Annotated in this window: 28 protein-coding genes; 11 read left to right on the top strand and 17 right to left on the bottom strand. The window is 68.6% G+C overall.

Annotated elements, in window-relative coordinates; translation table 11 throughout:
• The first annotated feature begins 103 nt into the window (after positions 1-103).
• From GQR91_RS16295 to GQR91_RS16285, 3 genes are all read left to right on the top strand, one after another.
• Positions 104-607 (top strand): type III secretion system chaperone family protein, encoded by a 504-nt coding sequence (locus GQR91_RS16295; protein ID WP_112381712.1) that lies wholly within the window; start codon positions 104-106, stop codon positions 605-607.
• Complete coding sequence (locus GQR91_RS16290; protein WP_268878310.1) at positions 608-1,408, top strand: pyrroline-5-carboxylate reductase family protein; 801 nt, start codon at positions 608-610, stop codon at positions 1,406-1,408.
• 61 nt (positions 1,409-1,469) lie between these two features.
• The gene (locus GQR91_RS16285) at positions 1,470-2,303 is read left to right on the top strand and encodes a 4-(cytidine 5'-diphospho)-2-C-methyl-D-erythritol kinase (RefSeq protein WP_149680796.1); all 834 of its coding nucleotides are present in this window, start codon (positions 1,470-1,472) and stop codon (positions 2,301-2,303) included.
• Here GQR91_RS16285 and msrB read toward each other — a convergent pair.
• Both msrB and GQR91_RS16275 read right to left on the bottom strand, forming a co-directional pair.
• On the bottom strand, positions 2,300-2,782 hold the full coding sequence (msrB, locus tag GQR91_RS16280) for a peptide-methionine (R)-S-oxide reductase MsrB (RefSeq protein ID WP_149680795.1): 483 nt from the start codon (positions 2,780-2,782) through the stop codon (positions 2,300-2,302). The genes GQR91_RS16285 and msrB overlap by 4 nt on opposite strands.
• Before the next feature lie 42 nt (positions 2,783-2,824).
• Positions 2,825-3,817 (bottom strand): adenosine kinase, encoded by a 993-nt coding sequence (locus tag GQR91_RS16275; protein WP_149680794.1) that lies wholly within the window; start codon positions 3,815-3,817, stop codon positions 2,825-2,827.
• A gap of 119 nt (positions 3,818-3,936) precedes the next feature.
• Here GQR91_RS16275 and GQR91_RS16270 point away from each other — a divergent pair, with 119 nt between their 5' ends.
• Positions 3,937-4,611: an EI24 domain-containing protein gene (locus GQR91_RS16270; RefSeq protein WP_149680793.1), complete on the top strand. Its 675-nt coding sequence runs from the start codon at positions 3,937-3,939 to the stop codon at positions 4,609-4,611.
• Positions 4,608-4,997, top strand: coding sequence for a hypothetical protein (locus tag GQR91_RS16265; RefSeq protein WP_162853737.1), 390 nt, complete (start codon positions 4,608-4,610; stop codon positions 4,995-4,997). The genes GQR91_RS16270 and GQR91_RS16265 overlap by 4 nt, the downstream gene beginning before the upstream one ends.
• A 105-nt stretch (positions 4,998-5,102) precedes the next feature.
• On the opposite strand, the gene GQR91_RS16260 is transcribed toward GQR91_RS16265, so the two are convergent.
• Positions 5,103-6,392, bottom strand: a complete 1,290-nt coding sequence (locus tag GQR91_RS16260; protein ID WP_149681433.1) for a homoserine dehydrogenase — start codon at positions 6,390-6,392, stop codon at positions 5,103-5,105.
• Positions 6,393-6,719: 327 nt separating this feature from the next.
• On the opposite strand from GQR91_RS16260, the gene GQR91_RS16255 reads away from it, so the two are divergent.
• Both GQR91_RS16255 and GQR91_RS16250 read left to right on the top strand, forming a co-directional pair.
• On the top strand, positions 6,720-7,301 hold the full coding sequence (locus GQR91_RS16255; RefSeq protein ID WP_235903825.1) for a 3'-5' exonuclease: 582 nt from the start codon (positions 6,720-6,722) through the stop codon (positions 7,299-7,301).
• A gap of 81 nt (positions 7,302-7,382) precedes the next feature.
• The gene (locus tag GQR91_RS16250) at positions 7,383-8,039 is read left to right on the top strand and encodes an outer membrane protein (protein ID WP_149680792.1); all 657 of its coding nucleotides are present in this window, start codon (positions 7,383-7,385) and stop codon (positions 8,037-8,039) included.
• Positions 8,040-8,082: 43 nt separating this feature from the next.
• On the opposite strand, the gene GQR91_RS16245 is transcribed toward GQR91_RS16250, so the two are convergent.
• A complete protein-coding gene (locus GQR91_RS16245) occupies positions 8,083-9,309 on the bottom strand; it encodes an ABC transporter permease (protein WP_149680791.1) in 1,227 nt (408 codons plus the stop codon).
• Positions 9,306-10,223 carry an ABC transporter ATP-binding protein gene (locus GQR91_RS16240; protein ID WP_112380976.1) on the bottom strand — a complete coding sequence of 306 codons (918 nt, stop codon included), beginning with the start codon at positions 10,221-10,223 and terminating at the stop codon, positions 9,306-9,308. The genes GQR91_RS16245 and GQR91_RS16240 overlap by 4 nt, the downstream gene beginning before the upstream one ends.
• Positions 10,224-10,265: 42 nt before the next feature.
• Between GQR91_RS16240 and queG the strand changes: the two genes are divergently transcribed.
• Positions 10,266-11,318: a tRNA epoxyqueuosine(34) reductase QueG gene (gene queG, locus GQR91_RS16235; RefSeq protein WP_149680790.1), complete on the top strand. Its 1,053-nt coding sequence runs from the start codon at positions 10,266-10,268 to the stop codon at positions 11,316-11,318.
• 43 nt (positions 11,319-11,361) lie between these two features.
• Here the strand turns inward: queG and GQR91_RS16230 are convergent, their stop codons facing one another.
• From GQR91_RS16230 to wecB, 4 genes are all read right to left on the bottom strand, one after another.
• Positions 11,362-11,607, bottom strand: a complete 246-nt coding sequence (locus GQR91_RS16230) for a hypothetical protein (protein WP_112380974.1) — start codon at positions 11,605-11,607, stop codon at positions 11,362-11,364.
• A 119-nt stretch (positions 11,608-11,726) separates the two neighbouring features.
• Positions 11,727-12,518 carry a metallophosphoesterase family protein gene (locus GQR91_RS16225; protein WP_149680789.1) on the bottom strand — a complete coding sequence of 264 codons (792 nt, stop codon included), beginning with the start codon at positions 12,516-12,518 and terminating at the stop codon, positions 11,727-11,729.
• 120 nt (positions 12,519-12,638) lie between these two features.
• A complete protein-coding gene (gene wecC, locus GQR91_RS16220; protein ID WP_149680788.1) occupies positions 12,639-13,910 on the bottom strand; it encodes a UDP-N-acetyl-D-mannosamine dehydrogenase in 1,272 nt (423 codons plus the stop codon).
• The gene (gene wecB, locus GQR91_RS16215) at positions 13,894-15,024 is read right to left on the bottom strand and encodes a non-hydrolyzing UDP-N-acetylglucosamine 2-epimerase (RefSeq protein ID WP_149680787.1); all 1,131 of its coding nucleotides are present in this window, start codon (positions 15,022-15,024) and stop codon (positions 13,894-13,896) included. Before wecB ends, wecC begins: the two co-directional genes overlap by 17 nt.
• A 119-nt stretch (positions 15,025-15,143) precedes the next feature.
• Between wecB and galU the strand changes: the two genes are divergently transcribed.
• Entirely contained in the window at positions 15,144-16,013 is an 870-nt protein-coding gene (galU, locus tag GQR91_RS16210) for a UTP--glucose-1-phosphate uridylyltransferase GalU (protein WP_112380970.1), read from the top strand.
• 41 nt (positions 16,014-16,054) lie between these two features.
• Here the strand turns inward: galU and GQR91_RS19685 are convergent, their stop codons facing one another.
• From GQR91_RS19685 to GQR91_RS16170, 8 genes are all read right to left on the bottom strand, one after another.
• Positions 16,055-17,449 carry a sugar transferase gene (locus GQR91_RS19685; protein WP_235903824.1) on the bottom strand — a complete coding sequence of 465 codons (1,395 nt, stop codon included), beginning with the start codon at positions 17,447-17,449 and terminating at the stop codon, positions 16,055-16,057.
• 239 nt (positions 17,450-17,688) lie between these two features.
• Positions 17,689-18,462 (bottom strand): molybdopterin-synthase adenylyltransferase MoeB, encoded by a 774-nt coding sequence (gene moeB / locus GQR91_RS16200; protein ID WP_149681431.1) that lies wholly within the window; start codon positions 18,460-18,462, stop codon positions 17,689-17,691.
• Positions 18,459-18,833: a hypothetical protein gene (locus tag GQR91_RS16195; RefSeq protein WP_149680786.1), complete on the bottom strand. Its 375-nt coding sequence runs from the start codon at positions 18,831-18,833 to the stop codon at positions 18,459-18,461. Before GQR91_RS16195 ends, moeB begins: the two co-directional genes overlap by 4 nt.
• Positions 18,830-19,276 carry a dUTP diphosphatase gene (dut, locus tag GQR91_RS16190; protein WP_112380967.1) on the bottom strand — a complete coding sequence of 149 codons (447 nt, stop codon included), beginning with the start codon at positions 19,274-19,276 and terminating at the stop codon, positions 18,830-18,832. Before dut ends, GQR91_RS16195 begins: the two co-directional genes overlap by 4 nt.
• Entirely contained in the window at positions 19,273-20,460 is a 1,188-nt protein-coding gene (gene coaBC / locus GQR91_RS16185) for a bifunctional phosphopantothenoylcysteine decarboxylase/phosphopantothenate--cysteine ligase CoaBC (protein ID WP_149680785.1), read from the bottom strand. Before coaBC ends, dut begins: the two co-directional genes overlap by 4 nt.
• Positions 20,457-21,563 (bottom strand): hypothetical protein, encoded by a 1,107-nt coding sequence (locus GQR91_RS16180; RefSeq protein WP_149680784.1) that lies wholly within the window; start codon positions 21,561-21,563, stop codon positions 20,457-20,459. The genes coaBC and GQR91_RS16180 overlap by 4 nt, the downstream gene beginning before the upstream one ends.
• A 13-nt stretch (positions 21,564-21,576) precedes the next feature.
• Positions 21,577-23,115 carry a 2-polyprenylphenol 6-hydroxylase gene (gene ubiB / locus GQR91_RS16175; protein ID WP_149680783.1) on the bottom strand — a complete coding sequence of 513 codons (1,539 nt, stop codon included), beginning with the start codon at positions 23,113-23,115 and terminating at the stop codon, positions 21,577-21,579.
• Between the two features lie 51 nt (positions 23,116-23,166).
• Positions 23,167-23,898, bottom strand: a complete 732-nt coding sequence (locus GQR91_RS16170) for a class I SAM-dependent methyltransferase (RefSeq protein ID WP_149680782.1) — start codon at positions 23,896-23,898, stop codon at positions 23,167-23,169.
• Between the two features lie 59 nt (positions 23,899-23,957).
• On the opposite strand from GQR91_RS16170, the gene mutM reads away from it, so the two are divergent.
• Both mutM and rpsT read left to right on the top strand, forming a co-directional pair.
• Positions 23,958-24,773 carry a bifunctional DNA-formamidopyrimidine glycosylase/DNA-(apurinic or apyrimidinic site) lyase gene (gene mutM, locus GQR91_RS16165; RefSeq protein WP_149680781.1) on the top strand — a complete coding sequence of 272 codons (816 nt, stop codon included), beginning with the start codon at positions 23,958-23,960 and terminating at the stop codon, positions 24,771-24,773.
• Between the two features lie 88 nt (positions 24,774-24,861).
• Entirely contained in the window at positions 24,862-25,125 is a 264-nt protein-coding gene (rpsT, locus tag GQR91_RS16160) for a 30S ribosomal protein S20 (protein WP_112380963.1), read from the top strand.
• The last annotated feature ends 326 nt before the right edge of the window (positions 25,126-25,451 follow it).

Below are 25,451 nucleotides of genomic sequence, written 5' to 3'. Positions count from 1 at the left end.
AGCTTTCCCGGCGGGTGGGCTTCACAGGCCGATGCCGGGCTTGCGATACGGCGTCGACGCGGGCACGCTGCCCGCGTCACGATCCGTTCGCAGGATGACCTACATGCTCGAACACGCCGACCACGATACCGAAGATGCCGCCCCCATCGACATGCTGGAGGCGTATTACGCCGCGCATGGCTGGGACCATGAACGCCATGAGGACGAGGTGATCGCTACCGTCAAGGGTAGCTGGACCACCTATGAGCTTCGTGCCCTGTGGCGCGAGGACGACAGCGTCCTGCAATTCCTGGCGTTTCCCGACATCAAGGTGACCGATGACCGCCGCGCGGGCGTGTATGAGGCACTGGCCCTCGTCAACGAGCAATTATGGGTCGGCCATTTCGAACTCTGGTCGTCCAGCGGCATCCTGCTCTACCGCCACGCCGCGATGATCGATGGTGGCGACGACGGCACGATCTCGCTCGCCGCGGCCGAATTGCTGGTCGAATCGGCGATCGAGGAATGCGAGCGTTTCTATCCGGTGTTCCAGTTCGTGCTGTGGGGCGGCAAGAGCGCCAAGGAGGCACTGGCCGCCGCGCTGATCGAGACGCAGGGCGAAGCCTGAGTGACGTTTCCTGAAGGGCCGCTCTGGCTGATCGGTTGCGGCAATATGGGTGGCGCGATGCTGCGCGGCTGGCTTGCCGCTGGGCTGGACCCGGCCAGCGTCACCGTCATCACCCGCAGTGGCCGCGGCGCGCCGGAGGGTGTCCGCTCCCTCACCGCCCTGCCGGTGGACGAGACGCCGGCCACGCTGATGCTGGGGTTCAAGCCGCAGCAGCTTGACGACGTCGCACCATCGCTGGCAGGCCTGCATCCGCGGTTGTTGCTGTCGATCCTGGCCGGGGTCGAGGTGGCGGCGCTTGCCGATCGCTTCGCCGCCGATGCCATTGTCCGGATGATGCCGAACCTGCCGGTCGCGATCGGGCAGGGGGTGACGGCGCTCCACACGCCGTCCGCCGACGCCGATGTGCGCGCCGCGGCGGAGGCGTTCGCCACCCCGCTCGGCCATGTCGAATGGGTCGAGGAAGAGGGCCGGTTCGATTCGGTCACCGCGCTTGCCGGGTGTGGGCCGGGTTTTGTGTTCCGCTATATCGACGCCATGGCGCAGGCGGGTATCGCGCTCGGTCTTGATGCCGATCAGGCGCGGAGGCTGGCGATCGCCACCGTTGCCGGCGCGAGCGCGATGGCAGCGGGCGCCGACGTATCGCCCGCGACGCTGGCGGATCGGGTGGCGAGTCCGGGCGGCTCGACGCGGCAGGGGCTCAACGTGCTGGACGATGGCGACGCGCTCGTCCGTCTGATGACCGACACGCTGGCGGCGTCCGACCGACGCAATCGGGAAATGGCGGCGGCGGCCCGGCGATAGGGTTGCCGACTTGGCGGACGGCATCTTGCCAGCGACGGCGCCTGCCCGCACACAGCCGGTCATGTCGCCGATCATCGAAACCGCGCCCGCCAAGATCAACCTGGCGCTGCACGTCCGTCACCGCCGGGCCGACGGCTATCACGAGCTGGAAACGCTGTTCGCCTTTGCCGAGGATGGCGACCGGATCGAGGTGGCGGTTGCCGAGGTGTCGGCGTTCACGATCACCGGTCCGTTCGCGGCGGAATTGGAGGCTGGGGGTGACAATCTCGTCACCCGTGCCGCCGCCGCCTTTTGCGCGCACTTCGGCATCGCGGCGCATCACGCGATCATGCTGCACAAGGTGCTGCCCATCGCGTCCGGCATCGGCGGGGGATCGGCGGATGCCGCCGCGACCCTGCGAGCGCTGGCGCGGCTTCACGGCATCGCGCCCGACCATGCCGATCTGTTCGGCATCGCCGCCGGGCTGGGGGCGGACGTGCCCGCATGTCTGCTCGGCCGTACCACGCTCGGGCGGGGCAAGGGGGATGCGCTGGAGGTGATCGCCGGCATGCCGGGGCGTTCGCTGCTGCTGGTCAACCCCGGCGTCGCGGTGTCGACCGCCGCGGTTTTTGCGCGCTGGGACGGCGTGGACCGGGGGAGGATCGTCGAGGGGGATCTGCTGGCGCGCGCGGTTGCGGGCCGCAATGACCTGGAGGCGCCGGCTCGTGCGCTTGCCCCGGCGATCGACGCGGTGCTGGCGCTGCTGGCCGGTGCGCCCGGCACGCTGCTGTCGCGCATGTCGGGGTCGGGGGCGACCTGCTTTGCGTTGTTCGACGATACCGCGGCGTGCCATGACGCGGCGAATGCCGCGACGGCGCGTGGCTGGTGGACGCTGGAGACGCGGCTGGGCGCCTAGGCGGGTCGGAACGTCATCGCCACGCCGTTCATGCAATATCGCTTGCCGGTTGGCTTTGGACCATCGTCGAAGACATGGCCGAGATGGCTGCCGCAGCGGCTGCAATGCACTTCGGTACGCGCCATCATCATCGATCGGTCGGTGTGGGTGCCGACCGCGCCGCGGATTGGTGCCCAGAAGCTCGGCCAGCCGGTGCCGCTCTCGAACTTGGTGCGCGATGCGAATAGTGGCTGGGCGCAGCCGCGACAGGCAAAGGTGCCGGCCCGGTGTTCGTCGTTGAGCGGGCTGGTGAACGGGCGCTCCGTGCCTTCCCGGCGCAGCACGTCGTAAGCGGGGGCGGGCAGCAGGCGGCGCCATTCGGCATCGCTGTGCATGACCGGGAAGCGTTCCGCCGCGCGTGCCTCGCGACCGCATCCCCACAGCGCAAGGCTGGCGACGCCCAGCGACAGGATGGAGCGACGGTCGGGATCGAATGCCATGCGCGCAAGATGGGATCGCCCCAGCCTGCGCGCAATATCGCATCACAGGGTGGCGGCGAGCGCCTTCAGGTCGACCTGCGGGCGGGCGCCATAATGGCTGATGATCTCCGCCGCGCAGGCCGCGCCCAGCGTCAGCGAGGCGGTCAGGTCGCGTCCTTGCGCCTGTGCGTGCAGGAAGCCCGCCGCGAACAGGTCGCCCGCACCCGTGGTGTCGACCACCTGCTCCACCGGCTGCGCCGGTACCGCGTACCGTTCCCCGCCCCGTACCGCGCACGCTCCCCGCTCCGCCAGGGTAACCACCACCGTCTCCACCTTGTCCTGCACCGCCGCGATCGCCGCCTCGACATCCCCGGTCTCGGTCAACGCCATGATTTCCGCTTCGTTTGCGAACAGGACGTCGATCATCCCGCCGTCGAACAGGCTGTGGAAATCGGCGCGGTGACGCTCGATCACGAACTCGGCCGAAGCGGTAAAGGCGATCTTGCGACCGGCTTCGCGCGCGACCTGGATCGCGGCGCGCATCGCGGCGCGGGGTTCTTCGGGGTCCCAGAGATAGCCTTCGATGTAGAGGTAGGCGGCGTCGGCGATGAGGGCGCGGTCGAGGGCGTTGGCGGGGAGGTAGTGGGAGGCGCCGAGGAAGGTGTTCATGGTGCGCTGGCCGTCGGGGGTGACGAGGATGAGGCAGCGGCCGGTGGAGGGGCCGGCGGGGCGTGCGGGGGTGTCGAAGCGGACGCCGACGGAGCGTATGTCGTGGGCGAAGACCTCGCCCAGCTGATCATCGGCAACCTGCCCGATAAAGGCGCATTTTCCGCCAAGAGCCGCGATGCCGGCCAGCGTGTTGGCGGCCGAGCCGCCGGAAATTTCGCGGCCGGGTCCCATCTTGCCGTACAGCGCATCGGCGTCGTCGGTGGAGAAGACGAGCTGCATCGCGCCCTTCGTCATCCCTTCCTGTGCGAGAAAGGCGTCGTCGGTGTTGGCAAGAATGTCGACCAGCGCGTTGCCGATCGCGACGACGTCGTAGGAAGGTTGAGTCACAAACAGGCTCCGGGAAACAGGCAGAAAGGCGTTGCCGTACCGAGGCGCGTCGATGCGTGCAACGACCGATCCGGCGGGGCGGTTGACAGGGCGGCACCGGGACCGCCATCCCGTCCCCCGTGTTCCGCGCCTTCCTCCGCTCACTGGCCCAGTTGGGCGATCCGCCGATCCTGCGGGTGCTGGCGCTGTCGATGGCGTTGACGCTGGCGCTGTTCGGGGTGTTGGGCGTCGGTGTGTGGTGGGGGGTGCAGGCGATGCTGGCCCACTGGATCGCATGGGAGACGGACGGACTGGCGGCGGTGGTGGCGGTGGTCGTCACCGGGCTGGCGCTGTGGCTGCTGTTCCGGGCGGTGGCGATCGCGGTCGTGGGGCTGTTCGCCGATACGGTGGTGGAGGCGGTGGAGGCGCGGCATTATCCGGCGGCCTTGAAGACCGCCCGACCGGTGTCGTTCGCCAAGGGGGCCGCCATGGGCCTGCGGTCGGGGGCCCGCGTGATCCTGGTCAACCTGATCGCGCTGCCGGTCTATCTGGTGCTGCTGGCGACGGGCGTGGGGACGGCGGCGGTGTTCTTCCTGGTCAATGGCTGGCTGCTCGGGCGCGACCTGGGCGACATGGTGGCGGTGCGTCATCTGGACGATGCGGGGTTGCGTGCCTGGCGCAAGACGACCCGGGCGGAGCGTTTCCTGCTGGGGCTTGCGGGTACGGCGCTGTTCGTGGTTCCGGTGCTGGCGATCCTCGCGCCGGTCCTCGGAGCGGCGATGGCGACCCATCTCTTTCACCGGAACCGGACATGACGACGATAAGGAACGGGCGGCCCGCATGGACGGTGCCGGCAGTGCTGGGCGCGATGCTGGCCGGGTGCGCGACCCCGGCGACCGTGGCGCCGCCGACGGTGGGGCCGGTGGCGGTGCCCTATACCAGCGTCGGACTGGAGCGGGTGGTGGGGCAGGACATGGCCGGACTAGTCAAGCTGTTCGGCCAGCCCGATGCCGATGTGCGCGAAGGCAATGCACGCAAGCTGCAGTTCCAGGGCACGTTCTGCGTGCTGGATGCGTATCTGTACCCCAAGGGATCGGAGCCGCCGCGCGTCACCTATCTGGATGCGCGCGAGCCCGATGGCAGCGCGATCGACCGGGCGAGTTGCGTGGCGGCCCTCGTTCGGCGTGACGGCGGGCGGTAGGCCGGATCTGCCGTTCGGATGCCGCCAAGCCCGTGAGGGAAGGGCTGGGCATGGACTTCGACTTCGCTCAGTCCGAACGGCAGCCGGGTTTCAGAGGCCGCTTCGTCAGCCGAGGATGTGCATCAGCAGCGGCTGGCCGATGACGCTGGAGCTGCCACGCAGGCGTTCCAGCGCCTGCGCGACGGCGCGTTCGGGGCCCTCATGCGTGACGATCGCGACGAGGACGCCGCCGCCCGCGGTCGCGCCGCGCTGGATCAGGCTTTCGATCGAGACACCGGCATCGCGCATCGCCGCGGCGATCTCGGCCAGCACGCCGACCTTATCCTCCACGGTGAAGCGCAGATAGGCGCGGCCACGACGCTCCCCGGCATCGGCGGGCTTTTCTTGCACCAGCGACGCCGCGGGCATCGCGAAGGCGGGGCCGAATTCGCCGCGGGCGATGTCGATCAGGTCGGCGACCACCGCGCTGGCGGTGGGGCCGTCACCGGCACCGGCACCCTGGAAGAGCAGGCGGCCGACGAAATTGCCCTGTGCCACCACCGCATTGGTCGAACCGGTGACGTGCGCCAGCGGATGATCGAGGGGGATGAGATGCGGGTGAACGCGCTGGAACAGGCCATGCGGCCCCGCCTCGCCGACGCCGACGAGGCGGACGCGGTAGCCGAGGGCGGCGGCCTCCGCGATGTCGGCGGCGAGGACGTGGCGGATGCCGCTGATCGCGACATCGTCAAACGCCGGCTGCGTACCGAAGGCGATCGCGGCGAGGATCGACAGCTTGTGCGCGGCATCGACGCCGTCGATGTCGAAGCTGGGATCCGCCTCCGCATAGCCCAGCGCCTGCGCCTCGGCGAGCACCTCGGCAAAGTCGCGGCCTTCGGCTTCCATCTTGGACAGGATGAAATTGCAGGTGCCGTTGAGGATGCCGTAGACGTTGCTGATGACGTTGGCCGCCGCCCCTTCGCGCAGGCCCTTGATGACGGGAATGCCGCCCGCGACCGCCGCCTCGAACTTCAGGGGCACGCCGGCGCCCTCTGCCTTTTGCGCCAGTTCCAGCCCGTGATGGGCGAGCATCGCCTTGTTCGCGGTGACGAATCCGCGGCCGGCGGCAAGGGTGTTGCGCGCCAGCGTGAGCGCCGGGCCGTCCGATCCGCCGATCAGTTCGACCACGACATCGGCCTTTTCATGCGTCGCGAGGGCCGCGGTGTCGTCCACCCAGTCGAAGCGCGACAGATCGACGCCGCGATCCTTGGTCCGGTCGCGCGCGGAGACCGCGACGACCTCGATCGGGCGACCGGCGCGCCGGGTAATCAGGTCGCGATTGGTGTCCAGCAGGCGGATGACACCGCCCCCTACCGTGCCGAGACCTGCCAATGCCACCCGTAGCGCGTCCGCCATCTTCCATCCTTGCTGGTTGAAGTGACCGCCTAGCGGATCGAAACGGTCGCTGTCGAGGCTGTTGGGGATCATTTGTTACGTGGTGGGGCTTGTGCTTCGACTTCAGCGCTCGGCGCTGAAGTTTATCCTGAGCGGGTGGCTTGCCAGCCAGTCGAAGGGCTCAGCACGAACGGGGGGGGCGGTGGTGCAGACGGTCGCGGGGATCAACCTGTCTCTCGATACACCGTCTCGGTACGCGGCTGCGCCGCTACTCGACGGTTACTCGAGACGAACGGGTGTGGGTCGAGGGTGACTAGCGCGGCGGCTGGGGGCGGCGTATAAGGCGGCATGTCCGAACCCGACTTCGTCGTGATCGACGTCGAGACCGCGTGTCAGCGTACCAGCAGCATCTGCCAGATCGGCATCGTCGGCTATCGCGACGGGGTCGAGACGTTCGCCTATGAATCGCTGGTCGATCCGCTGGATGACTTCAGCCCGTTCAACACGCGCATCCATGGCATCGCTGCGCATCATGTGACCGGCCAGCCGACCTTTGCCATGCTCCATGAAATCGTGGCGGGGCATCTGGGGAACCGGATCACGGTGGCGCATTCCAGTTTCGACAAGGGGGCGCTGGGCCGGGCGTGCACGTTGCACATGCTGCCGCCGATCGCGGCGCGCTGGCTGGACAGCGTGGGCGTCGCGCGGCGGGCGTGGCCGGACCTGCCCAACCACAAGCTGGGCACGCTGGCGCGCCACCTGGGGCTGGAGCATCGTCACCATGATGCGCTGAGCGATGCGCGGGCGGCGGGGCAGGTGGTCCTGCAGGCGATGGCCGTGACGGGGTTGACACTGGCCGAGTGGTTCACGCCCCCTCCACGCCGCAAGCGGACTGTTGCGCCGCAGCAACAGATTTCCTCGTTTAGCTGAGGTTCATGCAACCACGCCGGACATTCGCCATTTGAAGCGTCCTCCCCAGCTTATCGGGGGAACGGTCAATGAGGGTATCCCATGCGTAAAATTGCTGTTGCTTTGCTTGTCGCCGGTTCGGCGGTCGCCACCCCCGCACTGGCGCAGTCGGGCGTGAACCCGATCTTCACCGGCCCGCGCGTCGAAGGAACGCTGGGTTGGGACCATGTCGGTGCCGGAAGCAGCGTCGACAACGACAATGACGGTAGCGACCAGAATATCGATGGCCTGCTGTACGGCGGTGGCATCGGTTACGACTTCGCGGCCGGCGGGGCGCTGCTCGGCGTCGAGGGCGAGATCACCGGTTCGACCGCCAAGAGCGATCGCCGCGCCTATGACGACCAGTTCGGGTTCGGCCGGGTGAAGACGGGCCGCGACCTGTATGTCGGTGCGCGTGCGGGCATCATGGCCGATCCGGCAACGCTGATCTACGTCAAGGGCGGCTACACCAACCTGAAGCTGAACGTGCTGGCGGGCAACACCGACACGCAGACCGACACCGGCTTCAAGCTGGACGGCTGGCGCCTGGGTGCGGGTGCCGAGCGTGCGATCAGCGGCAACACCTATGCCAAGCTGGAATATCGCTACTCCAACTACAATCGTGGCCAGATCGACTATGCCAGCGGCGCGACCAGCGCCCGCTTCGACGTGGACACCGACCGTCACCAGGTGGTGGCGAGCTACGGCATCCGCTTCTGAGGCTTTCGGCCCTTCCCGCACAGGCGGGGAGGGCCGTTGCCCTTTACGTGCGGGCCCGTTTCCAGAAGGGCCGCGCGCTGCCCGATTGCAGCACCCCGCGACGGAAGAAGCGCGCCCCCAGCGTCACGAAGATCGCGACCCATAGCGCCTGCCACGCCAGTGCCAGTGCGTGGGGCCACAGCTCCGGGCTGTTGGCGGCATGCCCCGCCATGGCAAAGGGGGAGGACAGCGGAAACACCTCCGCCACCGTCGCGAGCCAGGAGCCGGGACGCCCCGCCGCCGCCGAGGACAGCGCGAACATGCCGACCTGCAACACCGTGATCGGCAGCGACAGCATCTGGATCTCGCGCATGGTCGAGGCCTGTGCGCCGACGCCGAGGAACACCGAGCCGAGCAGCAGATAGGCCATCGCGAAATAGGCGGCGAAGAGCAGCGCGAAGGTGGGGGCGCCGACCGCGGGCGACAGGTCGCCGAATGCGGCGGCGGCGGCGGGCGGCAGGTAGGACAAGGCCTGGCCCACGACGGTGCCCCAGAAGCCGACGAACAGCAACGCGACGCCGAACATGCCGACCAGCTTGCCCAGGAACACGCTTTCCAGCGGTACGGCGGCGGCGAGGATCTCGATCACCTTGTTGCTGCGCTCCTCCGCCATGGTGCCGACGACCTGGCCGGAAAGGAACAGGGTGAGAAAGAAGATGCCGAACACCGCCAGGAAGGCGGAGCGGTTCTGCCCCCCTTGCGATCCGGTGGTGCGGGTCACGGAGGTTTTCGTCGCCTGCACGCGGGGCAGGCCGCCGTCCAGCGCCTCCGAGGCGAGCGTGCCTTGCGCCAGCAGGGTGAGGTAATCGGCGGTGCGTGCGCCGCGCAGACCATACAGGATCGTCGGCCGGTCGAGCGGGCCATAGAGGACGGCGGAGGCGTCATACGCCTTCGATTCGAAGGCGGCACGCGCCTGTGCCGCAGGGTCGGCGGACGGCGTCAGCGTCATCAACGCAGGGGGCGCCTCTTCCTGGCGGAACACGCCGCGCAACCGCGTGTCGACCTCCGCGATCGGGCGGGCCAACCGGTCGGGCACGATGGCGACGATGCGTGTCTTGTCCGATGCGCCGTCGGCGACCGCGGCGGCACCCGCACCCCCGATCGCCCCGAACGAGCCCATGATGAGCGGCGCGAAAAGGAACAGCAGGAAGATGGGGGTGAAGACGGTGGCGACGAAATCGCGGCGCGCGATGGTCAGCGTCTGGCGGATCAGGCGGCGGGCGTTGCTCATGCGGCCTTCTCCAGCGCTTCGCGGCCGACGATGCGGACGAATGCGTCGTGCAGGCGGGGACGTTCGATCGACAGGCCGGAAATGCCGTGCCCGGCCTCGATCAAGCGGACGAGCAGGGGCTCGATCCCGCCATCGGGCAACTGGAAGCGCCAGCCCGATCCTTCGGACCGCGCATCGGCGGGCAGGAGCGCGGCGATGGCGGGATCGGGGCGGCGCGGCTGGTAATGAACCTGTGAGGGAAGGGTGGCGCGGGCCTCGTCCACCGTGCCTTCAAACCGGCGCTTGCCGCCCGCGATGATCGCCAGCCGGTCGCACAGCCGCTCGGCATGCGCCATGACGTGGGTGGAGAACAGGATGGTGGCGCCGCGGTCGCGCTCCGCCAGGATCAGCGCTTCCAGCTTTTCCTGATTGACCGGATCGAGGCCGGAAAAGGGCTCGTCCAGCACGAGGAGCGAGGGGCGGTGGACGACGGAGCCGAGTAACTGGACAAGCTGCGCCATACCCTTGGAGAGCTTGCGGATCTTGGTATCGGCGGCGTGGCCGAGACCGGCGGCGTCCAGCATCTCGACGGCACGGGCGCGGCCGGTTTTCCAGTCGAGGCCCCGCAGCGCCCCCATGAAGGCGATCGCCTCGCGCGCCTTCATCGCAGGGTAGAGGCCGCGTTCCTCGGGCAGATAGCCGACGACGTCGCTGGCATCGCGCGGGTGGCGGGTGTTCAGCAGGGCGCGGTGGCCCTCATCCGGCTCGATGATGCCGAGCAGCATGCGCAGCGTCGTCGTCTTGCCCGCGCCATTGGGGCCGAGCACGCCGTAGACCGCGCCGGTCGGCACCGCGATATCCACGCCGTCCACCACCCGACGGTCGCCGAAGCGTTTCACCAGTCCCGAGGCATGTACCGCCCATCGTTCGTCCATGCCCATGTTCCTCCCGCCTTCACGACGTGGTAGCGGGCGGGGGTGCCCCAAGACAAGCTGGAAACCCGGATCAAGGCCAAGGCGGCCGAACTCGGCTTTGCGAGCATCGGCATCGCGCGTGCCGATGCGGCGCCTCACAGTGCCGCACGGCTGCGCGAATGGCTGGCGGACGGGGCGCATGGCTCGATGATCTGGATGGAGGAGCGCGCCCATCACCGCGAAAGCCCGGCCGGACTGTGGCCCGAGGTGCGCACGGTGATCTCGCTGGGCGTCAGCTATGCGCCGAAGGACGATCCGATGAAGCTGGCGGATGCAGGCGATATCGGGCGGATCTCGGTCTATGCGCAAGGGGCCGACTATCACGACGTGGTGAAGCGGCAGTTGAAGGCGTTGGGGCGGTGGCTGGTGGCGGAGGCGGCGTGCGAGCTGAAGGTGTTCGTCGATACCGCGCCGGTGATGGAGAAGCCGCTGGCGGAGGCGGCGGGACTGGGGTGGCAGGGCAAGCACACCAACCTGGTGAGCCGTGCGCATGGCAGCTGGCTGTTCCTGGGGGCGATCTACACGACGCTGGAGCTGACGCCCGACGTGGCGGGGCGCGATACGTGCGGGTCGTGCGACGCGTGCCAGCAGGCATGCCCGACCGCCGCCTTTCCCAAGCCCTACCGGCTGGATGCCCGGCGGTGCATCTCGTACCTGACGATCGAGCATAAGGGGCCGATCCCGGAGGAATTCCGGGCAGCGATGGGCAACCGCATCTATGGCTGCGACGATTGCCTGGCGGCGTGCCCGTGGAACAAGTTCGCGGTGGCGGCGAGCGCCAACATGGCGTTCCGTCCGCGCGCGGAACTGACCGCGCCGGCGTTGGCCGATCTGCTCGACCTGGACGATGCCGGTTTTCGGCAGGTGTTCGCGGGGTCGCCGATCAAGCGGATCGGGCGGGAGCGGATGGTGCGCAATGCCGCGATCGCGGCAGGGAACAGCGGCGAATACGCGCTGGTGCCGGTGTTGCAGCGACTGACGACGGATGCGTCGGAGACGGTGGCGGAGGCGGCGCGCTGGGCGCTGGAACAGCTAGGAAGACAGGCAAAAAAATAGCGGCCCGAAAGCCGCTATTTCCCTAGCCGAAGCTATGAACAGCTTAGTTGCTGTCGGCGTCGTCGTCCGAGTCGGCGACCACGACGATACCAGCGACAACAGCCGCCGCAGCGAGAACCGCCACGATCACGCCGCCACCGGCCAGCTCGTTCTTCTTGGCCGAAGCCGAACCAGCGCGGGCCGACTTGGCGACCGACAGGCTGGCAGCCGAGTTCGCCGGAGCGGCGAGAGCCGGAGCAGCCGTCATCGACACGGCAGCAGCAGCTACGAGAAACTTTCCAAGACGCATGATGAACTCCCTTTGTGCTCGTCAGGCTGCCCTATGGCAGTGCAGCAAGACCATGACAAGATGCTAGTCGATCGACGCAAATTTGTAATATTTCCATGTTGCGCCGCAGTCACACACGATCAGGCGGCAGAGGCGACATCGGGGGCGAGTATCGCCTCCAGCGTCCAGCTCTGGTCGTCCTGCAACCCCAGGGCGGTCAGCCGGCCGCTGGTATAGGCGCCGGTATCGATGCCGATGCGGTGGGGAAGCCATTCGACCTCCTCGCTGACGGTATGGCCGTGAACGATCCGTTTTTCGAGCAGGCCGCGATGATCGAGAAAGGGATCGCGGATCCAGCGCAGATCGGCCGGACGCTGCGCATCGAGCGCGACGCCGGGGCGGACGCCGGCATGAACAAAGGCATAATCGCCGATCACCACCATCGTCTCCAGCGCACGCAGGAACGCCTGATGCTCGGGCGGCACCAGCTCTCCGAGCCGTTCCGCCACCTCGGCATAATCGAGCCGTTCGTAATCGGGCGCCGACAGGCCATAGCTCAGCATCGTCTCGCGCCCGCCGACGCGGCAGAACAGCCGCAACGCCTTGGCATCGCCGTCCAGCGCGGAGAGCAGGATCTCCTCGTGATTGCCGGCGATCACGCGCACGTCGCGACCGGTTTGCGACAATTGCAGCAGGCGCGTCACCACGCCGGCCGAGTCGTCGCCCCGGTCGACCAGATCGCCCAGAAAGATGAGCGTGGTTTCGGCCGGACCGCGGACCGCGTCATCGGCGTCGATCTGCGCCAACAGCAGGTCGAGCAGGTCGAGCCGACCATGGATATCGCCGATCGCATAAACGCGCTGACCGGCGGGAATGGCCGCGTTGGCATCGGATGACCCGCGCCGGCGGCTTCGAAGGAACTTGGCGATCATCGGGCTGCTTCACTGTGGCAGGACCCATGGCCCATAAGCCCTTGGCCTCCGTACCGCAACGTGCCCGGCGACGATGGTCCCCCGCGCAGCCGGCGCGCAGCCGGCCGGTCAGGCAGCCGGTCAGGCCGGGGCGAGCGGCTGATCGGGCCAGAGCCCGCGCGTGTCGAGCACCCGCTTGCCCCGGCGTTCCTCCAGCGGGATCGAGCGGAACAGGTCGTGATCGACCAGCACGATCAGCACGGGGCAGGTTTCCAGCGCGGTATCGATATCGACCAGCGTGGCACCGGTATCGGCCAGTGTCGGCGGCAGCGCCTGTGCATAGGGCTCGACCACGCGGATGCGGTCGGCATGGCTTTGCGCAAGCGCCTGCACGACGCGCAGCGCAGGGCTTTCGCGGAAATCGTCGATATTGGCCTTGAAGGCGAGGCCGAAACAGGCGACGGGCGCGTCGCCGGTGGCGGCGAGCAATGTCTCCGCCTGTGCGACCACATGATCCGTCTTGCCGTCGTTCACCTCGCGGGCGGTGCGGATCAGCGGGGTCTCTTCGGGCGCGGCGGCGACGAGGAACCACGGATCGACCGCGATGCAATGGCCGCCGACGCCGGGGCCGGGCGACAGGATGTTGACGCGCGGGTGGCGATTGGCGAGGCGGATCACCTCCCACACATCGACGCCGAGCCGGTCGGCAACGAGGCTGAGTTCGTTGGCAAAGGCGATGTTGACGTCGCGAAAGGCGTTTTCGGTCAGCTTCGTCATCTCGGCGGCGCGTGCGGTCGTCGTGACGCAGGCGCCGCGCACGAAGCGGCGGTAGAAGGCGAGCGCCTTTCGCGCACAGCGCGGGGTGATGCCGCCGATCACCCGGTCATTGTCGATCAATTCCACCAGGATGCGGCCGGGCAGCACGCGTTCCGGGCAATAGGCGATGGAGATATCCGGCTGGTCGGTGCAGCGACCGGGGACCTTCAGGTCGGGGCGCAGCTGCGCGATCAGGTCGCGGACCTGTTCGGTGGTGCCAACCGGAGAGGTCGATTCGAGGATGATCGTGTCGCCCGCCTTCAGCACGGCGGCGATGCTGGTCGCCGCTTGCAGGACATAGGCGATGTCGGGCTGGTGATCGTCGGCGAACGGTGTCGGCACGGCGATGACGAAGATGTCGGCGGGTGCCACCTCGGTGGAGGCGCGCAGCGTACCGCGGGCGACGACGCCCGAGACGAGGCCGTCGAGATCGACCTCCTCGATATGGACGCGGCCTTCGTTGACGGTGTCGACCACGGTGGCGCTGACATCGATGCCCAGCACGCGGGCGCCCGTGCGGGCGATCACCGCGGCGGTGGGCAGGCCGATATAGCCCAGCCCCATGACGACGACGTTCAATTCAGGCGCGCCCAGCATCGGCGATGATCCTCGCTATCCGTGTCGCCGCCTGGCCGTCGCCGAAGGGATTGTGCGCGCGGGCCATGGCGGCATAGGCCCCGCTATTGTCGAGAAGCGTGAAGACTTCGGAAACGATGCGGTTTTCATCGGTACCGACCAGCCGGGCGGTGCCGGCCGCGACCCCCTCGGGGCGCTCGGTGGTTTCGCGCATGACCAGCACCGGCTTGCCGAGCGCCGGCGCCTCCTCCTGCACGCCGCCCGAATCGGTCAGGACGATGTCGCAGAGTTCAAGCGCGCGCACGAAATGCGGGTAATCGAGCGGCGGGATGCGCCACACATTCCCGCGCTCGCCCAGCATGGCATCCATGACGCTGCCCACCGAGGGGTTCGGGTGCATGGGGAAGAGAAGGGCGACATCCTCGCGGTCGGCGATGCGGCCGATGGCGCGGGCGATCGCCCCCATGCCATCCCCGAAATTTTCGCGGCGGTGGGTGGTGACGAGGACGAGGCGGCGGCCGGCCAGGCGATCGGCGATGGGGTCGAGCCCGGCGGCCAGCATCGGGTCGGCGGCGATGCGGCCTTGCGTCCAGAGCAGCGCGTCGATGACGGTGTTGCCGGTAACGTGGATGGCGGCCGGATCGATCGTCTCGCGGCGCAGCGCCTCCGCAGCGGTGTCGGTGGGGGCGAAGTGCCAGGTGGCGATGGGCGCGACGATGCGGCGGTTCACCTCCTCCGGCCAGGGATGGTAGATGTCGCCGGAGCGCAGGCCCGCCTCGACATGGGCGACGGGCAGCTTGCGGTAATAGGCGGCCAGTGCGCCGGCCATCGCGGTGGCGGTGTCGCCCTGCACGACGACGAGGTCGGGGCGTTCGGCATCCATGACCTCGCCAAGGCCGGTGAGCAGGCGCGCGGTGAGCCGGTCGAGCGTTTGGCCCGGCTCCATCAGGTCGAGGTCGATATCGGGCGCGAGATCGGCGATCGCCAGCACCTGATCGAGCAGGCCGCGATGCTGCGCCGTGACGCAGGTGCGGACGCGCAGGGCCGGCTGGTCCGCCAGGGCGCGGACCACGGGAAAGAGCTTGATGGCCTCTGGCCGGGTGCCGAAGATGACGAGAACGGTGCGCTGTGTCATGAACCAAGCATAGGCCGGCGTTGTTTAAGAGCGTGTCAATTCTGGACGCAATCGGATTTGCCGCAAGCAGAACCGCGCGCTAGGCGCAATGAACGGAATCTCAGGGAGAATTTCATACGATGACCATCAAGCCGCTCCGCAAGGCCGTGTTTCCGGTCGCGGGCCTGGGCACGCGCTTCCTGCCGGCGACCAAGGCCATGCCGAAGGAAATGCTGACCGTCGTCGACAAGCCGCTGATCCAATATGCGGTGGAAGAGGCGCTGGAAGCCGGGATCGAGCAGATCATCTTCGTCACCGGTCGCGGCAAGGGCGCGCTGGAGGATCATTTCGACGTTTCCTACGAACTGGAAGCGACGATGAAGGCGCGCGGCAAGTCGATGGCGCTGATCGAGGGCATCCGCCAGAAGCCGGGCAGCCCCGTCTATGTCCGCCAGCAGGAGCCGCTGGGCCTGGGCCATGCGGTGTGGTGCGCGCGCGAGATCGTCGGCGACGAGCCGTTCGCGGTGCTGCTGCCCGACGAGCTGATGGTCGGCACCCCCGGCTTCCTGTCGCAGATGGTGCAGGCCTATAACCGGGTCGGCGGCAATCTGGTCGGCGCGCTGGAAGTGGCGGACAGCGAAACCGACAAATACGGCATCATCTCACCCGGTACGCGTGACGGCGCGCTGACCGAGGTGAAGGCGCTGGTCGAGAAGCCGGCGCGAGGGACCGCGCCGTCGAACCTGATGATCCCCGGCCGCTACATCCTGCAGCCCGACGTGATGCGCATCCTGGAAAAGCAGGAAACGGGTGCGGGCGGCGAGATCCAGCTGACCGACGCGATGGCGCAACTGATCGGGACGCAGCCCTTCCACGGCGTGACGTTCGACGGCGACCGGTACGATTGCGGCGACAAGGCGGGGTATGCGCAGGCGAACTTCGCGCTGGCGCTGGCCCGCGCGGATATCGGGCCGGCGGTGCGCGACTTCGCGCGCAATCTGCTGGGTTGAGGTGACGGGCGCGGGGCGGCGACGGTGCCGCCCTGCGCCGCTCAGAATGCGTTGCGGTGGAGAACGACGCGGAAGGTCATCGCGATGATCTTCAGGTCGCGCCAGATCGACCAGCGCTCCAGATATTCCAGATCGGCCTGGAGGCGGTTTTTCAGATCATCCTCGATGATCGTCGCGCCGCGATAGCCGCGCACCTGTGCCAGTCCGGTCAGGCCGGGCTTGGCGGCGTGGCGGTGCCAGTAGCGGCCGTCGACTTCCCAGAACAGCTTCTCGGCCGCGCGGCTGCCCAGCGCATGAGGGCGGGGGCCGACGATGCTCATGTCGCCCTTCAGCACATTGAAGAGCTGGGGCAGCTCGTCCACGCTGGTCTTGCGCAGGATCGCGCCGATGCGGGTGATGCGGTCGTCGTCGCGGCTGGCGGAACGGGCCCCGGCGCTGTCGCAGCCCTCGACCCGCATGCTGCGGAATTTCCAGATGCGGAACATGCGGTTGGCGCGGCCGATGCGAACCTGCTTGAACAGGACGGGGCCGGGGGAGTCGTATTTGATGGCGAGCGCGGCCATGGCGAGCAGCGGGGCGAGCAGCAGGATCGCGGCGAGCGACAGGGTGATGTCGAACACCCGCTTCACGAAGCGTTCGAACAGGCCGAGCGGGCCGGCGGCGACGATGACCGTGGGGGTCTTGGCGTAGGACGAGGCGCCGAGCGGGGCGAGGGTTTCCAGTTCGGGCAGGAACATCTCGGCCTGGACGTTGGCGCCCTTCAGCGCATGCGCCCAGGCGGTGCGCTGCTCGGGCGCGCAGGCGACGATGACGCGGTCCGCGCCGGACAGCGTCTCGGCCAGGCGGTCGTACATCATCGGGTCGTGCCGGTCGGGGTCGAAGCCGTCGGCCGCGTTCAGGATCATCGAGAAGTCGTGGGTCGGCAGGGGCACGCGACCGTCATGCAGCAGCATGACGTTGAACGGGCGACCGCCCACCAGCGCGGGCATGTTGCGCACGAACAGGTAGCGCGAGATCGCGACCATGACGAGGGTGGCGGCGGTGCCGATCGAGACCACCAGCCGCGGAAAGTGATCGGTCGCACGGAAGCAGAAGGCGACCAGGATCACCGCGCAGACGGCGACGGCGGCGGTCTGCACCCCCTTGATCGCGGCGCGCGACGGCTCCTGGAGGTTCCGGGCGTCATAGGCATGCATGTAGAAGGCGGTGAACATGTAGAGCGGCAGCACCGCCGCGACGATGAACGCCCAGTGGGTGGTGCCGGGCTGTGCCTCGCGTGCCCATGCCGCCAGCGCGAAGCCGAGGACGAGGCAGGCGGCATCGAGGGCCACAAGGCCGCAGAACACGCGCGCGCGCAGCGTGGCGGCGGGCGGCTGCCAACGCGATGCCTGTGGCGGCGGCGCGGCCGGAAAAGCCTGTTGGGCGTGATGGGTCATAAGCTGCAACGCTCCCGCCTTCACGTCTGCCGGCGAGTGGCCGGCGGCACGATGATACGCTACTCGAAGCAGGGGGACAGATAAGTTCATCCCGCACCGCAACATGGATGCTGTAGGACGAAACTTCGTCGATCCCAAAGGGGGTTGGCGGGCAGAATGCGGTCAATCCTGTTGACCGGTGCGAAAGGTGCGGCATGCCGATGCCAGGCGCGGTCGCCGAGGCGACTTCGGCCGGTGCTTCAATCGGTTACGGCAAGACTCGAGGGGCCGCAGGCGCGGCAGCCGGGGTCCTTGGGCAGGCGCAGGGTGCGGTAGCGGGCGGCGAGCAGGTCGGCAATCAGGAGCGTGCCGGTCGGGTCCTCGCCAAAGGGGGCGACGGCGCGGATCGCCTCCAGCGCGGCGAGGCTACCGATCATGCCGGTGACGGGGCCGAGAATGCCGGCGTCGGCGCAACTGAGCGCGGCGTCGTCGGGCGTGTCGCCGACGAAGCAGCGGTAGCAGGGGCGGCCGGGCTCCCACCCGCGATAGACGGCGAGCTGTCCCTCGAACTGGCCGACTGCGGCGGAGACGAGGGGGACGCGCAGGGCAAGCGCGGCATCGGCGACGGCGAGGCGGGTGTCGAAATTGTCGCTGCCGTCGATCACCACGTCGGCACGGGCGACGAGCGCGGGGGCTGTCGCGGCATCGATGCGAAGGCGCTGCGTCTCGACCGCGACATGGGGGTTGCGCGCGGCGACAAAGGCGGCGGCGGCGTCGACCTTGGGCTGGCCGACCTGTGTCACATCGTAGAGCGTCTGGCGCTGAAGATTGGACAGGTCGACGCGGTCGTCATCGACCAGGATCAGGCGGCCGATGCCGGCGCCCGCCAGATAGGGGATGGCAGGGGCTCCGATGCCGCCGGCACCGATGAGGAGCACGGTGGCGCCCTTCAGCCGCATCTGCCCGGCGCCGCCGATTTCCTTCAGGATGATCTGGCGGGCGTAGCGGGTGAGTTCGTCGTCGGACAGGCTCACCATTGATAGGTGATCGTCGCCTTGTACCAGCCGGGACGCAGCGAGGCGGTCCGGACCGTACCGGTACGCACCATCGTCGAGACATAGCCGGCGGTATATTGTTCGACGGTGGGGCAATCGATCGCCTGCGGAAGCGCGCGACGCACCGTGCCGTCAGCGGCGAGCAGCAACGCCACGGGAGCGACGACCTGCGAGCGGCCATCGGGGAGCGGATCGGCCTTGCAGCGGCCGGCGGCAACCTCGGCGCGGGCATAGGTGATGCGCTCGCCGGCATTTTCGGGAAGCGGCAGCAGCGGCAGCGCGGTCCAGTCGGCGGGGGGCGTTTCCGCGGCCGGCACCTGAAGCGCGGCGAAGAGCAGGAGCGCGATCACCGGCCGGTCGATCCGAAGCCGCCGGCACCACGATCGGTGTCGTCGAGCGCATCGACCTCGGCAAGCAGCGCGCGCTGTACGGGGGCGGGGACGAGTTGCGCGATACGATCGCCGCGCGACACCTCGAACGGCTCCTGACCGAGATTGGCGAGAATCACCTTCACCTCGCCGCGATAGTCATGGTCGATGGTGCCCGGCGTGTTGAGGCAGGTGACGCCGTGCCTGAGCGCAAGTCCGGAGCGGGGGCGGACCTGTACCTCATAGCCGGCCGGGATGGCGAGCGCGAAGCCGGTCGCGACCGCCGCGCGCGCGCCGGGCGCGAGCGTCAGCGACTCGGCGGCGACCACGTCCAGCCCGGCGGCACCGGCCGTCGCATAAGCGGGGAGCGGCAGGCCCTCGCCATGGGGCAGGCGGCGCAGGCGAAGAGCGATCGGATCGGTCATGACGCACCTTGTAGCGCATTTGCAATGCGTTGCGCGAGCCTGGTCGCGACGGTCGATTTGGGCAGCCGTTCCCAGCTTTCGACGCCGTCCGCGGTGATCAGATGGATGGCATTTGCGTCCGCGCCGAACACGTCGGCCGAGACGTCGTTGGCGACGATCCAGTCCGCGCCCTTGCGGGTCCGCTTGGCGGTCGCATGCGCGACCACGTCCTGCGTTTCGGCGGCGAAGCCGATGACGAGGCGCGGCCGGCGCGGCGAATGGCCAAGGGTGGCAAGGATGTCGGGGTTTTCGACCAGCGTGAGGGCCGGGGGGGCGCCGTCGCCCTTTTTCACCTTCTGGCCGGCGGCCTCGACCCGCCAGTCGGCCACCGCGGCCACCATGACGGCCGCGTCGGCGGGCAGAGCCGCCTCGACCGCGGCGGCCATGTCGAGCGCGCTTTCCACGTCGATCCGCTCGACACCCGGCGGCGTGGGACGCGTGACCGGGCCGGAAATCAGCGTGACGCGGGCGCCAAGGCCGGCGAGTGCCGCGGCGATGGCATAGCCCTGCCGCCCCGAGGAGCGGTTGGCGATGTAGCGGACGGGATCGATCGCCTCGTGCGTCGGCCCGGCGGTGACGAGGATGTGGCGGCCGGAGAGCGATGGTTGCGCGCTGGCGAACTGCGCGTCGACGGCGTTGGCGATCGCCTCCGGCTCGGGCAGGCGACCGGGGCCATATTCGCCGCAGGCCATTGCGCCCTCGTCGGGGGCCATGACGGTGATGCCGTCGGCGCGAAGCTGCGCGACGTTGCGCTGCGTGGCGGGGTGCAGCCACATGCGGACGTTCATCGCAGGGGCCGCGAGCACGGGCTTGTCGGTGGCGAGCAGCAGCGTGGTGGCGAGGTCGTTGGACAGGCCGGCGGCCATGCGGGCGAGCAGGTCGGCGGTGGCGGGTGCGACGACGACCAGATCGGCCTCCCGGCTGAGCCGGATATGCCCCATCTCCGCCTCGTTCTTCAGGTCCCACAGGCTGGTATGGACCTGATCCTCGGTCAGGGCGGCCAGCGTCATGGCGGTGACGAAATGGCTGCCGCCCTCGGTCAGCACGCAGCGCACCGCATAGCCGCGGCGGCGGAGCAGGCGGATCAACTCGCACGCCTTGTAGGCCGCGATGCCGCCGCCGACGATCAACAGGATGCGCTTCATCGTACCACCCGTGTAACCGTGATGCGCCGCGCGTCACGCGCCGAACCGATCAGGTCGCGCAGGCCATCGACGGCGAAGAGCAGGCCGATGGGGACGAGCGGTGCGATCAGCAGTACCCAGTAGAAATTGTCGGCGCGCGCGAAGAGCATCAACAGCAGCGCATAGCCCGCGATGACCGAGCCGGTCCGCCGCGCGACGGCATCGTCCCACGCCACCCAGCCGAACAGCGCCAGCACCACGCCGACCGCGGCGACGACCATGGGCAGCAGGGCGAGCGCGGTGGCGCCGGCGATCGCCTGCACAACAAAGCCGGGGCCCATCAGCCCGGTCCAGCCCGGCGAGACGGGGTCGAGCGGCTTGACGACGAGCGAGACGGCGTAGGCATGGGCCGCGACCGCAACGGCCAGAACGGCGAGCGCGATCCCCCAGCCCCGCAACTCGCGCACAGCACCGCTGCGCCACGCCCATGCGGCCATGACCAGCAGATACAGCGCCGCCGTTTCGCGAATCAGGGCAGCGGCAAGGCCGAGTGCGGCGGCCTCCGCCCAGCGGCCTTGCGCATGGCGACCCAGCGACCAGGCGATCAGCAGTCCGGCCCAGCTTTCGTGGAACCAGGCGAGCGACGGCTGGACGACGACGAACACCCCGGCGAGCAGCACCAGCATGGCGCCACCACGAGCCAGCGGATTGGCGACGGCGACGCGCAGCCGCGGATACCAGCTCGCGATCACCGCCAGGGCCAGCCCCCACAAGGCGGCGAGGAGCAGCCAGTGCGGCAGGGCGGCCTGCACCACCGCCAGCGTCGGCAGGCGAAAGGCGATAAAGGGCCGCAGCGGATAGCCGCCGGCGCGCAACTGCTCCGCCAGCGCAGGGTAGTAGTGGCCGCCATGGCGCAGCGCCTCCACGACGCCGCTGTAGAGCGCGATATCGGTCTGGCCGTTGCTGGGTGTATCGCCGGCCAGCGGCGCGGCACCGAGCGCGGTCAGCCCGATCAGCAAGAGGACGGCGAGTGCCGCCAGCACGACCCGCGCGGTGCGCGCCTCCACCCCGCCGAACCGGGTCGGTTGGGCAAGGATCAGGGGACGGGAGGCGCGGCGGGGCATGATGTCGGCCCGGTTACCGCAACAGCGCCGCCAGCGTGGCGGCGACACCGGCCGCGCCCGACAGAGCGGCGACGAGCGCATAGCGCCAGCCGCCACCGATGCGCACTACCTCGATCTCCTTCAGCGGCGGGGCGGGGGGCTCGCCACCCGGTGCCGGATAGCGCGCCTCGATCCGGCGGACGAGTTCGGGCAGGCGGGCGAGCGTGCGCACGTCCTGAATCAACCGGTCGGCGACGTAAGCTTCCGGCCCCAATTCGGTGCGGATCCATTCGCGCACGAAGGGTGCGGCCGAGTCCCACAGGTTGATGTTGGGATCGAGGCTGGTCGCCACGCCCTCCACCATCACCATCGTTTTTTGCAGGAGCAGCAGATGCGGCTGCGTCACCATGTCGAAATCGCGGGTGATCGAGAACAGGCCGTCCAGCATCATGCCGATCGACATGTCCTTGACCGGCAGGCCGCGCATCGGCTCGCCCACGGCGCGCAGCGCGGTGGCGAATTCGGCGACATTGTGGTGCGCGGGCACATAGCCCGCCTCGAAATGGATTTCGGCCACGCGCTTGTAGTTGCCGGTGATCAGGCCGTAGAGGATCTCGGCCAGCCAGACGCGCGCGCGCCGGTCGATCCGGCCCATGATGCCGAAGTCGATCGCGGCGATCTTGTTGCCGGGCAGCGCGAACAGGTTCCCCTGGTGCATGTCGGCGTGGAAGAAGCCGTCTGCGATCGCCTGGCGCAGGAAGGCTCGAACCAGCGTCTGCGCCAGCCTGGGCAGGTCATATCCCGCATCGACCAGCGCCTGCCGGTTGGACAGCTTGATCCCGTCGATCCATTCGACGGTCAGCACCTTGGCGGTGGAACGCTGCCAATCGATCTTGGGGATAACGAAATCGGGCTCAGCGGTCATCCCCTCGGCGAGTTCGGAGGCAGAAGCCGCCTCGCGCCGGAAGTTCAGTTCGCGCAAGGTCCAGCGGCGGAAATTCTCAACCGTCAGGCGCGGGCGAAGACGGGCGGCCTCGCGGCTCATCCCCTCCACCTGTGCGGCCGCCCATTGATAGGTGTCGATCGCGCGGGTGAAATCGTCCTCCACACCGGGGCGCAGCACCTTGACCGCGACCTGCCGGCCATCGGTGGTGATCGCGCGGTGGACCTGCGCGATCGAGGCGGCGCCGACCGGCATTTTCTCGATCCGCGAGAACAGCGCGGAGGGCGGGCGGCCGAAGCTGGCCTCCATCGCCGCGCAGATCGTCTCGAACGGGACGGGGGGCAACTGATCCTGGAGGCGCAGCAGGTCGTGTGCCGCTTCCTCGCCGACGAGATCGGGGCGGGTGGCGAGCGTCTGGCCGAGCTTGATCGCGGCGGGGCCGATCGCCTGAAACGCGTCCGCATAGGCAGGCTTGGCCGGCTGGCGCGCACCGAAGCGGGCGACGCGCGCCAGCCGGCGGACGGGGGCGGGGGTGTTCGGGTCCCGCTCGATCCCGCGCAGCGCGCCGTGGCGGGCGAGCGTGCGGCCCCATTTCAGCAGGCGCCAGAGATGCGTGACGGACGTGGTCATGCGGTGGTTACTTCCCGTTCCAAAGGCGGAACGGGAGGGTGGCTGCGCGCATCAGATCTTCCAGCCGGAATGGATCGCGACCAGTCCGCCCATGATCGGCTCAACCTTGGTTTCGATGAAACCGGCGTCCCGGATCATCCCCTCGAAGGTCGGCATGTCCGGGAAGCGGCGGATCGATTCGATCAGGTAGCGATAGCTGTCGGCGTCGTTCGCCAGCAATTGCCCGAGGCGGGGCACCAGCTTGTGCGAATAGCTGTCATAGACCTCGGCGAAACCCGGCCACTGGGTGGTCGAGAATTCGAGGCAGAAGAAGCGTCCGCCGCGACGCAGCACCCGGTGCGCTTCGCGCAGGGCCTTGGGAATGTCGGTGACGTTGCGGATGCCGAACGCGATCGTATAGGCGTCGAAGAACCGGTCGGGGAAGGTCAGCGTTTCCGCATTCGCCTCGGTCCAGACCAGGCCGTCAATGCCGCGTTCCTGCGCACGCTTCATGCCGACGTCGAGCATCGCGGGATTGATGTCGGCCACCGTCACGCTGGCGCCCGATTCGGCGAGGCGGAAGGCGATGTCGCCGGTGCCGCCCGCCATGTCGAGGATCTGGTCGGTCCGGCGCGGCTTCACGCGGCGGACGAAGCGGTCCTTCCACAACCGGTGCATGCCGCCCGACATCGCGTCGTTCATCAGGTCGTAGCGGGCCGCGACATTGGTGAAGACGCCGCCGACGCGGGCAGTCTTCTCGGCGGGGGTGACGTCTTCGTAGCCGAAGGAGACGGTTTCGCTCATGACCATTGCCCTAGCCCGCCCTTGAGGCGGGGGCAAACGCTACCTAGTTTTGCAGACACATGCCCGAGCTTCCCGAAGTCGAAACCACCGTGCGCGGGCTGACCCCCGTGCTGTCCGGCCAGCGGTTGACCCTGGTCGAGACGCGCCGCGCCGACCTGCGCCGCGCCTTTCCCGTCGACCTGCGCCAGCGGATGACGGGGGCGGTGGTGACGTCGCTGGGGCGGCGCGCCAAATACGGGCTGATCGATACCGATCGCGGCGACACGATGATCTTTCACTTAGGGATGTCGGGCCGGTGGCGGATCGATCCCGGCGAGGCGCAGCCGCACGACCATCTGGTGATCGAGACGGAGGCCGGGCGGCGGCTGGCGCTGAACGATGCGCGGCGATTCGGCTTTGTTGACCTGGTCCGGACAACGGCGCTGGACGCCTATCCGCCCTTTGCCGCGATGGGGCCGGAGCCGCTGGGGCCGGCACTGACCGGCGCCTATCTGCATGACGCGCTGAAGGGCCGGGCGGCGCCGATCAAGGCGATGCTGCTCGACCAGCAGATCGTGGCGGGGCTGGGCAACATCTATGTGTGCGAGGCGCTGAACGTCGCGGGGATCGCGCCGGGACGTGCGGGCGGCCAGATCGCGCGGGCGCGGCTCGACCGACTGGTGGAGGCGATCCGCAGCGTGCTGGAGGCGGCGATCGCGGCGGGGGGATCGTCTTTGCGCGATTATGTGCGCCCCGATGGCGAACTCGGCTATTTCTCCAAGGAATGGCGCGTCTATGGGCGCGAGGGTGAGGGGTGCCCGTGCGGCACGACCGTGCAGCGCCGCGTCGATTCGGGACGGTCGACCTTCTGGTGCCCTGCCTGCCAGAAAGGTTGACGCCCGCGAGCCGGCCGGGTAAGGGCCGCGGCTTCAAAGACGGTGCGCTGGCATCGCTTTTCCCTTTGTTCGAGATTTAGAGGAAACCATGGCGAACACGCCGCAGGCCAAGAAGCGCATCCGTCGTAACGACCGTCGTGCAGAGATCAACGGAGCGCGCATCGGCCGCATCCGCACCTTCGTGAAGAAGGTGGAAGCCGCGCTCGCCGCCGGCGACAAGCCCGCAGCCACCACGGCGCTGGCCGCAGTGCAGCCGGAGCTGGCACGCGGCGTCGCCAAGGGCGTACTCCACAAGAACACCGCCAGCCGCAAGTTTTCGCGGCTGACGAAGCGCCTCGCCGCGCTCGCCTAACCCGTTCCTCGAACGGGAAAAGATGGACCCGCCGGGGGGCGACCCCGGCGGGTTTTTTCGTCGCCCGCGCGGGAACGAAATCGACCTTCGTGCAACGGCAGGATCTGCCGCGATTCGAATGCGCGGCGGAAACGCAGGCGTGCGCCGGGCCTATGGTTAATCGTGCAATTTCAACGACTTACACGATTGTTGGACGCGTTTCTGCGCTCCAGAGGCTGTCAATCCGGTTTATTTCAGAAATGTGGCCGCGAGCGGACTTGATCGAGAGGCCCCAAGCTTCATAATCAGGCCCTCGCCAGCGGTGACCATCGCTGCGTCATGAACAT

This window comes from Sphingomonas carotinifaciens, from assembly GCF_009789535.1.
Taxonomy (GTDB): domain Bacteria; phylum Pseudomonadota; class Alphaproteobacteria; order Sphingomonadales; family Sphingomonadaceae; genus Sphingomonas; species Sphingomonas carotinifaciens.
The sequence above is the reverse complement of the archived record's forward strand: the minus strand, read 5'-3'. Positions and strand labels throughout refer to the sequence as shown.